The sequence below is a fragment of the Rudaea sp. genome (assembly GCF_036383415.1).
Taxonomy (GTDB): Bacteria; Pseudomonadota; Gammaproteobacteria; order Xanthomonadales; family Rhodanobacteraceae; genus Rudaea.
Genome location: NZ_DASVOK010000491.1, coordinates 1 through 12,921 on the forward strand (window position 1 = coordinate 1; position 12,921 = coordinate 12,921).

At 65.6% G+C, this 12,921-nt stretch carries 12 protein-coding genes and 1 pseudogene; 11 read left to right on the forward strand and 2 right to left on the reverse strand.

Translation table 11 applies throughout. The features are described 5' to 3' along the window. Both VF497_RS17790 and VF497_RS17795 read left to right on the forward strand, forming a co-directional pair. Window positions 1-1,903: xanthomonadin transporter (locus VF497_RS17790; protein WP_330891268.1), on the forward strand; the 1,903-nt coding region annotated here is incomplete at its 5' end. Next, entirely contained in the window at window positions 1,893-2,324 is a 432-nt protein-coding gene (locus VF497_RS17795; RefSeq protein WP_330891270.1) for a phosphotransferase, read from the forward strand. The genes VF497_RS17790 and VF497_RS17795, both read left to right, overlap by 11 nt. A gap of 5 nt (window positions 2,325-2,329) precedes the next feature. On the opposite strand, the gene VF497_RS17800 is transcribed toward VF497_RS17795, so the two are convergent. Next, the gene (locus tag VF497_RS17800) at window positions 2,330-2,728 is read right to left on the reverse strand and encodes a hypothetical protein (RefSeq protein WP_330891272.1); all 399 of its coding nucleotides are present in this window, start codon (window positions 2,726-2,728) and stop codon (window positions 2,330-2,332) included. 87 nt (window positions 2,729-2,815) lie between these two features. Between VF497_RS17800 and fabG the strand changes: the two genes are divergently transcribed. After that, window positions 2,816-3,562, forward strand: coding sequence for a 3-oxoacyl-ACP reductase FabG (fabG, locus tag VF497_RS17805; RefSeq protein WP_330891274.1), 747 nt, complete (start codon window positions 2,816-2,818; stop codon window positions 3,560-3,562). 133 nt (window positions 3,563-3,695) lie between these two features. Beyond that, entirely contained in the window at window positions 3,696-4,226 is a 531-nt protein-coding gene (locus tag VF497_RS17810) for a c-type cytochrome (protein WP_330891276.1), read from the forward strand. A 62-nt stretch (window positions 4,227-4,288) separates the two neighbouring features. On the opposite strand, the gene VF497_RS17815 is transcribed toward VF497_RS17810, so the two are convergent. Further along, entirely contained in the window at window positions 4,289-4,906 is a 618-nt protein-coding gene (locus VF497_RS17815; RefSeq protein ID WP_330891278.1) for an ACP phosphodiesterase, read from the reverse strand. A 39-nt stretch (window positions 4,907-4,945) separates the two neighbouring features. On the opposite strand from VF497_RS17815, the gene VF497_RS17820 reads away from it, so the two are divergent. The 7 genes and pseudogenes from VF497_RS17820 to VF497_RS17850 form a co-directional block, all read left to right on the forward strand. Next, complete coding sequence (locus VF497_RS17820; RefSeq protein ID WP_330891282.1) at window positions 4,946-5,668, forward strand: alpha/beta hydrolase; 723 nt, start codon at window positions 4,946-4,948, stop codon at window positions 5,666-5,668. A gap of 76 nt (window positions 5,669-5,744) precedes the next feature. Continuing rightward, window positions 5,745-6,821 (forward strand): annotated as a pseudogene (gene zapE / locus VF497_RS17825) (cell division protein ZapE); the annotation flags it as partial. 188 nt (window positions 6,822-7,009) lie between these two features. After that, the gene (locus VF497_RS17830) at window positions 7,010-8,191 is read left to right on the forward strand and encodes an efflux RND transporter periplasmic adaptor subunit (RefSeq protein ID WP_330891284.1); all 1,182 of its coding nucleotides are present in this window, start codon (window positions 7,010-7,012) and stop codon (window positions 8,189-8,191) included. Window positions 8,192-8,250: 59 nt separating this feature from the next. Further along, a complete protein-coding gene (locus VF497_RS17835) occupies window positions 8,251-11,421 on the forward strand; it encodes a multidrug efflux RND transporter permease subunit (RefSeq protein WP_330891286.1) in 3,171 nt (1,056 codons plus the stop codon). Window positions 11,422-11,543: 122 nt separating this feature from the next. Continuing rightward, complete coding sequence (locus tag VF497_RS17840) at window positions 11,544-11,834, forward strand: helix-turn-helix domain-containing protein (RefSeq protein WP_330891288.1); 291 nt, start codon at window positions 11,544-11,546, stop codon at window positions 11,832-11,834. A 123-nt stretch (window positions 11,835-11,957) separates the two neighbouring features. Next, window positions 11,958-12,707 (forward strand): glucose 1-dehydrogenase, encoded by a 750-nt coding sequence (locus VF497_RS17845; protein WP_330891290.1) that lies wholly within the window; start codon window positions 11,958-11,960, stop codon window positions 12,705-12,707. 56 nt (window positions 12,708-12,763) lie between these two features. Then, a partial coding sequence (locus VF497_RS17850; protein WP_330891292.1) for an NAD(P)-dependent oxidoreductase occupies window positions 12,764-12,921 on the forward strand: 158 nt, incomplete at its 3' end.

Sequence of the window (12,921 nt, forward strand, 5' to 3'; positions counted from 1 at the left end):
CGCCTCGCCCGCCGCGGGCATGCTCAAGCCGTGGCTCGCGCGCGATCCGACCCTGGAGATGCTCAAGCTCGCGCAGCGCTGGACGCCGGCGAAGGCGCCGCAACTGCGCGACGGTGTTTGGGCGGGGCCCGACGGCGGCGCGCTGCTGCTCGTCGAAACCGCGGCGCCCGCGTTCGATCCGGCGGCGCAGGGCGCGGCGATCGACGCGTTGCGCGAGAAATTCCGCGCTTTGCCTGGCAGCGGCGGCGCCAGTCTCGACCTGAGCGGCTCCGGTTATTTCAGCGTGCTGGTCAGCGCGAACACGCGCGCGGAAGCCGAGCGGCTCAGCGCGATCGGCACCGCCGCATTCGTGTTGCTGCTGCTGATCGCCTACCGCCATCCCGGCGTCCTGCTCAGCGCGGCATTGCCGATCGCGAGCGGCGCGCTTGCCGGCATCGCCGCGACCGCACTCGTGTTCGGGCCGATCCACGGCATCACGCTCGCGTTCGGTTTCACCCTGCTCGGCGTCGCCCAGGAATATCCGCTGCGCCTGCTCAGCCATCGCCGCGCGGGAGCGAGTGCGCGCGACAGCCTGCTCGGCGTCTGGCCGTTGCTGCGCCTCGCGATCGCCTCGGCCTGCATTGCCTACCTCGCGTTCTTCGCTTCCGGTGTTGCCGGCTTGCAGCAGCTCGCCGTGTTCACGATCGTAGGCCTGATTATTGCCGGTTTCGTCACGCGATATCTGTTGCCCGCGGTATTGCCGGCGCGTTTCCACGATGTCGCCGAGTCGGCGTGGCTCGAGCGCCTGCGTTTGAAACTTGATTCCGCGCCGCGCCTGCGCGCGCTGCCGTGGATTCTGCTCGTGCTCGCCTGCGCCGCGATCGCCCTCGCACCGACGCCGCTGTGGCAGAACGACCTCTCCGCGCTGACGCCGGTGCCGCCAAAGCTGCTGCAGCGTCAGGGTGAGCTGAGCGCCGCGCTCGGCTCGCCCGATGTGCGCTATCTGCTCGTGCTCGACGCGGCGAGCACCGATGGCGTGCTCGCATTGTCTGAACGAATTTCTCCACAAGTGGAAAAGTGGACTTCCACAAAGATCGTCGACGACGTCGAGTTGCCGAGCCGCTATCTGCCGAGTCTCGCCACGCAAAAGGCGCGGCAGGCCAAGCTACCCGATCGCGCCGCATTGCAGGCCGCGCTGGCCGAGGCGGAAAAGAGCACCGATTTCGAACCGGGCCTGTTCTCGCCGTTTCTCGACGATGTGGAAAAAGCGCGCGAATTGCCGCTGCTGACGCCGAGAGCTTTCGCGGCTTCGATGCTCGGCGCGCGCCTTGGCACGATGCTGAGCGAACGCAACGGCCATGTGCTCGGCCTCGCCACGCTGAGCGGTGTCCACGATGCATCGGCACTGGCGAAAGCGGCTGCGCAACTCGGCGACGGCGTGCGCCTGCTCGATCTGAAAGGCGCTTCTGAATCGCTTGTTGCCGACTACCGCTCGCGCATCGGCATCGCCCTTCTCGTCGCGCTGATCCTGCTCGCCGCGGCCGTCGCCGTCGCCTTCCGCGACCTCGGCCGTGCCTGGCACGTGATCGCGCCGATGTCGCTCGCCACGCTGCTCGCGCTCGCGGTGCTGCGCGCCGGCGGCGTCTCGCTGTCGCTGTTCCATCTCGTCGCGCTGACCCTCGCCGCAGGTCTCGGCCTGCACTACGCGCTGTTCTTCGAGCGCCGCGTCGACGATCCGGCCGAGGCGCGTCGTACCCTGCACGCGACGTTGGTCTGCGTCATCTCCGCCGTGTTCGTGTTTGGCCTGCTCGCGACTTCCAGTGTGCCCGTGCTGCGCGCGATCGGGCTGACCGTGGCGCTGGGCGTCGCGTTCCATTTCTGCCTGTCGACGATCATGGCGAGGAATTCGCAGCATGATGGTTAAGCCGCAATGGGAACAGCTGATCCCGCACCGCGGCGCGATGAGTCTGCTCGATAGCGTGCTTGACTGGGACGACGAGCGCATCCATCTGACCGCGATCTCGCACACGCGCGCCGACAATCCGCTGCGCAGCGATGGCCTGCTGCGTGCACTGCATCTGTGCGAATACGGCGCACAGGCGATGGCGGTGCACGGCGGTCTGTTAGCGCAGCGCCAAGGCAAAGTTGCCGCGCCCGGCTTTCTCGTGTCGCTGCGCGGTGTGCAGCTCCACGTCGCACGCATCGACGACTTACCGGGGGCGCTCGACGTCCATGCGATGAAATTGCTCGACGGAGGATCGAGCTGGCAATACGAATTCCGCGTTGAACACGAAGGTCGTTTGCTCGCCGAAGGCCGTGCTGCGGTGATCCACGCCGCGCCTTGACGGAATCAAGCGTTGTCGAGACTGGCGGCGCGCGCAGCGACGAGGCGCCCAAGATAATGCCAGGCCAGAATCCCCGCGCCGATGCAGAACGGAATCAGCGCGAACTGTCGACCGGTGATGCCATGCCACAGCGCGGCTTCGTCGAACTCGAAGAACTCCGCGATCATCCACCACGCGTTCGCGGTGATCCAGAACACCACGGCGAGGTTGTGCGCCAAGTCCTCGCGCAGATGACGCGCGCGCCAGGTGATGAAAATCGCCGCGCCCAGGGTCGGAGCTATCATGATCATGCCGAGCGTGCGCCACATCAGGCACCAGCTAATGTCCTTGACCAGCCAGAACACGATATGCAGGTTCTCCGTGCGCCGGTGCGCGAGCGGGACGGAATACATCGGTGCGGACATGACGGTTCCTCTTGCGGGCAGCCGGTGCGCGATCGGTCTTCGTGGCCAGCCTAATTGGCCAGTGCCGCGCTGTGCAAGAATGTCCGCATGACGGAGAAAATTACGGATGCAACACCACGCCGCGCCCTCGTCACCGGCGCCAGCGGCGACATCGGCGCGGCGATCTGCGCGGCGCTTGCCGACGCGGGTTGTTTCGTCTACGCACAGGCGCACGCGAATCCGGCGCGCGCACAGGCGGCGATCGATGAGATCCGCAAAGGTGGCGGCGCTGGCGAAGTGGTGACGTTCGATATCGCCGACGCTGCGGCGACGCGCGCGGCGATCGATCTGATGCTCGAATCCGGGCCGATCTGCATTCTCGTGCACAACGCCGGCATCCATGACGATGCCCCGCTCGCGGGCATGAGCGATGCGCAGTGGCATCGCGTGATCGACGTGTCGCTGCACGGATTCTTCCACGCGACGCAGCCGCTGCTGTTGCCGATGGCGCGGACCAAGTTCGGGCGCATCGTTGCGGTGTCGTCGGTCGCGGCGCAGCTCGGCAACCGCGGCCAGGTCAACTACGCGGCGGCGAAGTCGGCGCTGCACGGCGCGGCCAAGTCGCTGGCGCGCGAGATGGCTTCGCGCGGGGTCACGGTAAATGTCATTGCGCCGGGCGTGATCGCGGGGCGTCTCGCCGAGGCGGCGTTCGACGAGGCGCAAATCCGGCAGCTCGTGCCGGCAGGACGCGCCGGCCGGCCCGAAGAAGTCGCTGCGCTGATCGCGTTCCTGTGCTCGGACGCGGCCGGCTACGTCAACGGGCAGATCCTTGGCGTCAATGGTGGGATGGCCTGAAAACAGGCTCTGAAGCCGCCCGCCTTCCGCGCGAAGGGACTCGCCGCTATACTTTGCGGCCTTGCGCATGGCCCGTCGCCGTGCGGATCGTTTCCCTCGGCCGCGCATGGCCGGTTTCTACAGGTGCTGACCCGTGACCAATCCCGTTACCGACGCCGACCGGACCTTCCTCAAGCACTTTTCGCAGCTGATCGGCTTTCTCGTCGTGGTCATGTTCGCGCTGATCGGGCTGGCGTTGTACCTGTATTCGAAGAATCCGCCGCCGACCAATCCCTCGCACGTCGAGGAAGTGCAGCAGCGCATCGCGCCCGTCGGTGGCGTCTATGCCGGCGACACCGGCAAGGCCGCGCTCGCGGAAGCGCAGGCGGCAGCGGCCAAGGCCGCGGCATCGCAGGTGGCCTACGGCGGCACGACCGACGGCAAGACGATCTTTGGCAACCTGTGTCAGACCTGCCACACCAACGCCGCGACCGGCGCACCGGTGATCACCGACAAGGCCGAATGGGCGCCGCGCGTGGCCGAGGGTCTTGATACGCTGGTCAAACATGCGACCGACGGTTTTACCGGCAAGAAGGGCGTGATGCCTGCGCGTGGCGGCAATCCGTCGCTCAGCGATGCGCAGGTCAAGGCCACGGTCGAGTGGATGCTGACTCAGGTCAAATAACGGTTATTGCCGACAGGCTGCGCCTGCAGCAATAACTTTCGCCGTTCGAGCGGCAGGGCCGCTCAACGCCGAGTGGTGGGACGATTGGTTTCGTTGCGGTCGTTGTGAAACGACTTGGTGAAAGCGATCAGATCGGGAAAAAACTCCTCGAATCCGGCATCCAGCAGCCGCGCGTTTTTCCACAGCGCCGGCCCCGCTTCGGCCAGGGGATTGGTATGGCGCAAGCGGTTGCTGACTCCGATCAACACCTTTTCGATCATCTCCCGCTGCGCATAAGCGCCGAATAGTCCATTCGCGCGCATGTACGTCGCGAAGCGCAGCAGTTCGGGCGGCAGCCAGTCACGATTCTCGTCGACGAGGTGCAGTGCCTGTTCGGACAAGGCGTCGATCGTCTCGTCGCGTGCATAGTCGTTCCAGCGTCGCGCAAGCACATGGTCGAAATAGATGTCGATGAGGATGCCCGCAAAACGGCGGAACGGCGGTTCGAACAGCTCGCGCAGGCGCGCGACGACCATGTGGCTGTCGGTATAGCCGTCGATCTTCCGGTGCAGCGCGACGCCGTCGCGCACGCCATCGCGCCGCGCCGGGTCGGGCGCGCCGCGGTGGAAATCTGCGAGCAGGCCGCCGAGTTGCAGGTCCGGATCGGGGCCGGCGAGGAAGACATGGGCGAGGTGGTTCATGCAGGGACGATGCGGGCATCGGCTATCATTCGCAACCCCATGAACACACCCTTTGCGCCCGAGCATTTTCCCGAGACTGCGGCGACCTTCGTCATCCCCGGTTCGGTCGGCGTGCTCGAAGTCGCGACCGACGTGCCGCCGGCAGACGCGGCGCGCAATGGTGTCGCGGTGATCTGCCACCCGAATCCGGTCCAGGGCGGCACGATGACGAACAAGGTCGTGACCACGCTCGAACGCGCGTTGCGCGAACTCGGCCTCGCCACGCTGCGCTTCAACTTCCGCGGCGTCGGCAAGTCGGAAGGCGAATACGACCACGCGCTCGGCGAGGTCGACGACGCGCTCGCCGTTGCCGACTGGGCACGACGCGTGCGTCCACAGGCCGCGTTGTGGATGGCCGGATTCTCGTTCGGCGGCTACGTCGCGATGCGCGTGGCAGCACTGCGCGAGACGGCACAGCTGATCACGGTCGCGCCGGCGGTCAAACGCTTCCACACGGGCGAACTCGCGCCGCCGAGCTGCCCTTGGCTGATCGTGCAGGGCGAGGCCGACGACGTCGTGCCGCCGCAGGAGGTGTACGCGTTCGCCGCGCAGATCGCGCCGCCGCCCGACCTGGTCAAGGTGGCGGACAGCGGGCATTTCTTCCACGGCAAGCTGATCGAGCTGCGCGGCATCGTACAGGAGCGCGTGCGCACGAATCTGCCGCCGCTGATTGAGCCCCTCTCCCGTCAGGAGAGGGGTTGGGGTGAGGGTCCGGATGTCTGACGACGTTGTTCCACAACCGAACCCTCATCCGCCGCTTCGCGGCACCTTCTCCCGGAGGGGGAAGGAAAAAGCCAGCACCCCGAGCGCGCTCTACGCGCAAGGCGTGGCCGACAAACGCTGGGAGGACGATCCCGCGCAGCGCACCGTGCTCGCGCATTTCGACCGTATCCAGGCCGAACTGATCGCCGCGGAAAAGACCAAGTGGTGGCAGCGCCTGCGTGCGACCCCGCCGGTGCGAGGTCTCTACTTGTACGGCTCGGTCGGGCGCGGCAAGACCTTTCTCGTCGACCTGTTCTTCGAATCGCTGCCGTTCGAGGCCAAGCTGCGCCGGCATTTCCATCGCTTCATGCAGGAAGTGCACGCCGAGTTGAACCGGCTCAAGGGCCACGAGGATCCGCTCGTCGCGGTCGCCGCGCATTTCGCCGCCGAGGCACGCGTGTTCTGCCTCGACGAGTTCTTCGTCACCGATATTGGCGACGCGATGATCCTCGGCAATCTGCTCAAGCACCTGTTCGCGCGCGGCGTCACCCTGGTCACGACCTCGAATATCGTGCCGAAGCAGTTGTACAAGGACGGCCTGCAGCGCGAGCGCTTCCTGCCCGCGATCGAGTTGCTCGAGAAGAACTGCGAGATCGTCAGCCTCGATGCGCAGCAGGACTACCGCCTGCGCGCGTTGACCCAGGCCGGCGTCTATTTCACGCCGCTGGGCGAAACCGCCGGGCGTGCGCTGGCAGACTGCTTCGAGCGCATGGCGCCCGAACCGCCGCCCGCGGCCGACTCGATCGAGATCAACGGCCGCGACATTCCGCTCAAGCGCGCCAGCGACGGCGCGATCTGGTTCGAATTCGCCGCGCTCTGCGAAGGCCCGCGCGCGGTCGCCGACTACATCGAGATCGGCAAGAGTTTCCATACCGTGCTGGTCTCGAACGTGCCGCAGTTCGTCGACTTCTCCGCGAGCGAAGACGCGGCGCGGCGCTTCGTCAATCTCGTCGACGAGTTCTACGACCGCGGCGTCAACCTCGTGCTCTCGGCCGCGGCGCCGATTACGGAGCTATACCGTGGTCGCCGCCTGAAATTCGAATTCGCCCGCACCGAAAGCCGCCTGATCGAAATGCAGAGTCGCGAATATCTCGCCTGCGGCCATCGGCATTGAGGACCGTTCCGAGCTTGCAGGAATTGCGCGCTCGCCACGGCCGTGACTTCCGGCCGATGCCGTCCCACCGATGATTCTTTACATACTCGACGGTACAATAATGGCCCATTGGTGGGGCTTGCCATCAGGCTGAATTTGCGCGAGCTTCTTTACCGGTCCCCTGCTGTTCAACTCGTTACGAGGCTCCCATGCTCCCGATCCCCGTGCGTCCCCTGGTTCTCGCGGCAGCCATCGCCCTCGCCGCGGGTTGCGGCAAGTCGCAACAGCAGCAACAGACTGCGCCGCCGCCCGAAGTCGGCGTGGTCACGGCCAAGGCCGAAATGGTGCCATTGACCCAGGATCTGGTCGGGCGCCTGTCCGCCACGCGCAGCGCCGACGTGCGCGCGCGCGTTGCCGGTGTGCTGCTCAAGCGCGTCTACACCGAAGGCAGCGACGTCAAGGAAGGCCAGGCGATGTTCGAAATCGACCCCGCGCCGCTGCGCGCCGCGCTCAACGTGCAGCTGGCCAATCTCGCCGCGGCGCAGGCGACCTATGCGAACAATCATGTCGCCGCCGAACGTGCCCGTTCAGTCGGCGCCAAGGGCCTGCTGTCGAAGAGCGACGTCGACAACGCGATCGCTGCCGAGCGCACTGCGGCGGCCTCCGTGCAGCAGGCGCAGGCCAACGTGGCCACGGCCAAGATCAATCTCGGCTACGCCAACGTGACCGCGCCGATTTCCGGCCGCTCGGGCCAGCAGCAGGTGACCGAAGGCGCGTTGGTCGGCGAGAGCGCGGCGACCCTGCTCACGACGGTCGAGCAGATTGATCCGATCTACGTGAATTTCAGCCAGGCGGTCGGCCAGATCGACGCGCTGCGCCAGGCCGCGGCCAAGGGCAGCGTCCAGCTTGCCGATCAGGACAAGGCGAAGGTCGAGCTGCTCGGCCAGGGCGGCATTCCCAGCGGTGTCGCCGGCGTACTCAGTTTTTCCGACACGGCGGTCGATCCGTCGACCGGCGCGGTCACCCTGCGCGCGACCCTGGCGAATGCCGAGCACCGGCTGTTGCCGGGCCAGTACGTCAACGTGCGTCTGACTCTCGGCGACCTTGCGCATGCATGGCGCGTGTCGCAGGCGGCCGTGCAGCGCGACTCGCAAGGCCCCTACGTGATGGTCGTCGGTGGCGACGGCAAGGTCGTGCAGAAGCGGATCACGGCCGACACGCTCAAGGGCAGCGAGTGGATCGTCACCGACGGACTTGCCGACGGCGACCAGATCGTCGTCTCCGGGGTATTGAAGGTGAAGCCCGGCGCGCCGGCCAAGGCGACTCCTTACCAGCCGGCCGCGGCGGGCGCGCCCGCGCAGGCAGCCGCAGCGCCGGCGGACAAGCACTGATTCGCCACACGGCCTACGCCGCAACGATGCGCACAGCCCGAGGTACGTAGGAATTTCCCATGCCCAGATTCTTCATCGACCGCCCCATCTTTGCCTGGGTCATCGCCATCCTGATCACGATGGGCGGCCTCATCGCGATCCTCAATCTCAGCATCGCCTCGTATCCCGCGATCGCGCCGACCCAGGTCGCGATCAGCGCGAACTACCAAGGCGCCGATGCGGACACGGTGCAGAAAACCGTCACCCAGGTCATCGAGCAGCAGCTGACCAGCATCGACAATTTGATGTACTTCAGTTCGAGTTCGAGCGCGAACGGCTCGGCCTCGATCACGCTGACGTTCCAGCCCGGCACCGATCCCGACATCGCCCAAGTGCAGACGCAGAACCGCGTCTCGCTGGCGACGCCGCGCCTGCCCTCCGAGGTGACCCAGCAGGGCATCACCGTGGTGAAGACGAATCCCGACTTCCTCATGTTCTTCTCGCTCGTCTCCGACGACGGAAACTACGATTCGGCGGCGCTGAACAATTTCCTCTCGCAGAGCATCTCCGACCAGATCGCGCGCATTCCCGGTGTCGGCAGCACGCGCCAGATCGGTTCCGAATACGCGATGCGCATCTGGCTCGATGCGGACAAGCTGCACGGCTACAGCCTGTCCGCGGCGCAGGCACTCGCTGCAGTCAAGGCGCAGAACGTGCAGGTCGCGGCCGGTTCGATCGGCTCGGAGCCGGCACCCGCAGGCAGTGCGTTCACCGCGCCCGTGATCGCCGAGGGCCGCTTCACGACGCCGGAAGAGTTCCGCAACATCATCCTGCGCACCAATGCCGATGGCACCTCGGTGCGCCTCGGCGACGTCGCCCGTGTCGAGCTCGGCCCGTTTACCTACGGCTTGCGTTCGACCTTCGACAGCAAGGGCGTGGCCGGTTTCGGCGTGCAGCTCGCGGGCGATGCGAACGCGCTGACCGTGCGCAACGCGGTCATCGCCAAGCTCGAGGAACTGAAATCGATCTTCCCGCCCGGCGTGAGCTATGTCGTGCCCTACGACACGACCGACTTCATCAAGATCTCGATCGAGGAAGTCGTGCAGACCTTGGTCGAGGCGATCATCCTCGTCTTCATCGTCATGCTGATGTTCCTGCAGAATTTCCGCGCGACGATCATCGCCACGCTCGTGATTCCGGTCGCGCTGATGGGCGGCTTCCTGTCGATGTGGATGGTCGGCTTCTCGATCAACCAGCTGACCCTGTTCGGCATGGTGCTCGCGATCGGCATCGTCGTCGACGACGCGATCGTCGTCATCGAGAACGTCGAGCGCATCATGACCGAGGAAGGCCTCGATCCGAAGGAGGCGACGAAGAAGGCGATGGACCAGATTTCCGGTGCGGTCGTCGCGATCGCGCTCGTGTTGATGGCGGTATTCATCCCGAGCGCGCTGCAGTCCGGCTCGGTCGGCGTGATCTATAAGCAGTTCGCGCTGACGATCGCGCTGTCGACCGCGTTCTCCGCCTTCCTCGCGCTCGCGTTCACCCCCGCGCTGTGCGCGACGCTGATCAAGCCGGTGCATGAGCAAGGCAAGAAGAACATCGCGTTCCGCGCGTTCGACAAGGTGTTCAACTGGGTGCGCGGGACCTACGTCGGCCACATCACCAGCGCGATCCGCCACATGCCGACATGGATGGGCGTATTCCTCGTCATCGGTGTTGTCTGCGGCTTGCTGTTCAAGATACTGCCGACGAGTTTCGTGCCCGAGGAGGACCAAGGCTACGCGCTCGTCATCGCCGGACTGCCCCCGGGCACCGGCATCCAGAGCACCAACAAGGTGATGGACCAAATTTCCGAGACGCTGCGCAAGGATCCCGAAGTCGAACATGTGTTCGCGATCTCGGGCTTCAGCTTCGTCGGTGCCGGCGAGAACGTCGGCATGGCGTTCACCAAGCTCAAGCATTGGAACGAGCGCTCGCACACGGCAATGGACCTGATCCGCAAGTTCCAGGGCCAGCTGTTCGGCGGCGTCAAGGACGCGATGGTGTTCGTCGTCAACCTGCCGACGATCCGCGGTCTGTCGCAATTCGGCGGCTTCGACCTGTATCTGCAGGACCGCGCCGGACGGGGCCACGAGGCCCTGATCGAAGCGCAGAACACCTTGCTCGCCAAGGCGGCCGAGCAGAAGAATCTGCTCGCCAACGTGCGCCCGAACGTGTTGCCGAGCACGCCGCAACTGAAGATGTCGGTCGACCGTGTGCAGGCGCAGTCGATGGGCCTGTCGCTTTCGGACGTCTATACGTCCATCCAGCTGATGCTCGCTCCGGTCTACGCCAACGATTTCTTCTACGGCGGCCGCGTGCTGCGCGTGAACATGCAGGCCGACGCCCCGTTCCGCGCCTCGACCGACGGGCTGACCCATTTCTATGTGCCGAGCGCGACGCAGAGCACCACGACCACGCTGCCGGCGATGATTCCGATATCGAACGTGGTGAAGACGCAATGGAGCTTCGGCTCGCCGGCGCTGACTCGCTACAACGGCTTCGAGGCGATCGAGATCGTCGGTGCCGAAGCGCCCGGCGGCAGTTCGGGCGCGGCGATGGACGCGATCGCGGGCATCGTCAAGAACGACCTGCCGGCCGGCTTCGGCTTCGACTGGACCGGGCAGAGCCTGCAGGAAATCATCTCGGGCAACCAAGCCCCGGTGCTGTATGCGCTGTCGATCTTCGTCGTGTTCCTGTGCCTGGCCGCGCTGTACGAAAGCTGGTCGATCCCGTTCGCCGTGTTGCTCGTCGTGCCGCTCGGCATCACCGGTGCGCTGCTCGCGACCTGGGGTCGCGGATTGACCAACGATGTTTACTTCAAGATCGGCATCCTCACGATCATCGGCCTTGCCGCGAAGAACGCGATCCTGATCGTCGAGTTCTGCGTCGACGAGCAGCGCCGCGGCCGTCCGCTCGGCGCTGCGGTGATCGATGCCGCGCGTCTGCGCCTGCGGCCGATCCTGATGACCTCGTTCGCCTTCATCCTCGGTGTGTTTCCGCTCGCGATCTCGACCGGCGCCGGCGCCAATTCGCGCCATGCGATCGGTACCGGCGTGATCGGTGGCATGCTGTTCGCGACCTTCATCGGCCTGTTGTTCATTCCGATCTTCTACGTGTTCGTGCGTCGCCTGCTCGGCGACAAGCTCGAATCGCGCGAGCAAACCCAGGTGGCGCTCAAGGCCGCGGAGCAGCACGGCGCACATTGAGACCGGTGCGCGTGTGTTGACACAAACGGCCCGGCTTGCCGGGCCGTTTCGTTTGCGCGGGAACAACGAGCGTTGCCGCAAGACGACTTGCATCGACATCCTTGCACACCCATCCTAGGCGCATGGCCGCGGCAAAAATCAAAATCGACGACCGTCAGCTCGAGCGTATAGCGCGCGCGCTGGCCGAACCGCGCCGCGTCGAGATACTCCACCAAATCGGCCACTGCGACGGTTCGATGCCGTGCAGCGCGCTGCAGGAGTCACACAAGGTCAGCGCGGCGACGATCTCGCACCACATCAAGGAACTGGAGACCGCTGGCCTGATCGAAATCGCACGCGAAGGCAAGTTCGTGCGCCTGACCCTGCGCCGCGACGTCCTCGCCGCCTACTTGGCCCGGCTTGCGGCGATCTGATTCGCATTCCGCGCCTCGTCGAAAATTTCCCGCCCCCACCCTTGAAACAGCCCGTTCGGCGCCCCTTATCGATTAGACAATTAGATAATCATCTAATTGATATTCTTCCAACGGGATAAGCATATGAGCAAGTTGCAGGGCAAAGTGGCGGTAGTCACCGGCGCCTCCAAAGGCATCGGCGCGGGCATCGCGAAGAGTCTGGCCGCGGCTGGCGCCGCGGTCGTGGTCAACTACGCGGCGAGCCGCGAAGGCGCGGACCGCGTCGTCGCGGACATCATCAAGGCCGGCGGCAAGGCCGTCGCCGTGCAGGGCGACGTGGCCAAGGCGGCCGACGTCGAGAAGCTGTTCGCGGAAACGAAGAAGGCCTACGGCCGGGTCGACGTGCTCGTGAACAACGCCGGCGTCTACCAGTTCGCGCCGCTCGAAGAGGTGACCGAAGAGCTGTTCCGCCGCCAGTTCGACATCAACGTGCTCGGCCTGCTGCAGGCGACGCGCGAAGCGGTGAAGCACTTCGGCGCCGAGGGTGGCAACGTCATCAACATCAGCTCGGTGGCGAGCCAGCTTGGCCTGCCGGGTTCGTCGGTCTATGCGGCGACCAAGGGTGCGGTCGACACGATCACGCATGTGCTGTCGAAGGAGCTGGCGCCGAAGAATATCCGCGTCAACTCGATCAACCCGGGCGGCGTCGAAACCGAGGGTACCCACGCGGCGGGCATCATCGGCAGCGACTTCGAAAAGCAGATGGTCGCGCAAACCCCGCTCGGCCGCCTCGGACAGCCCGACGACATCGCCAAGATCGCGGTCTTCCTCGCCTCCGACGACTCCAGCTGGTTGACCGGCGAGAAGCTGATCGCCTCGGGCGGCACGCGCTGAGGCCATCGCCCGCGGTCCGTGTCAGAATCGGCGTTCGAGAAATTGTTCGAACGCCGATGAATCTGTTTCCGGTCTTTGCCGACCTCAGCGGCCGCCGCGTACTGATCGTCGGCGGCGGTACGGTAGCGGAACGAAAAGCCGCCTTGCTGTTGGCTGCCGGCGCGCAGCTTGAGGTCGTGGCGACCGAGGTGAGCCAACTCGTCGGCCGATGGCC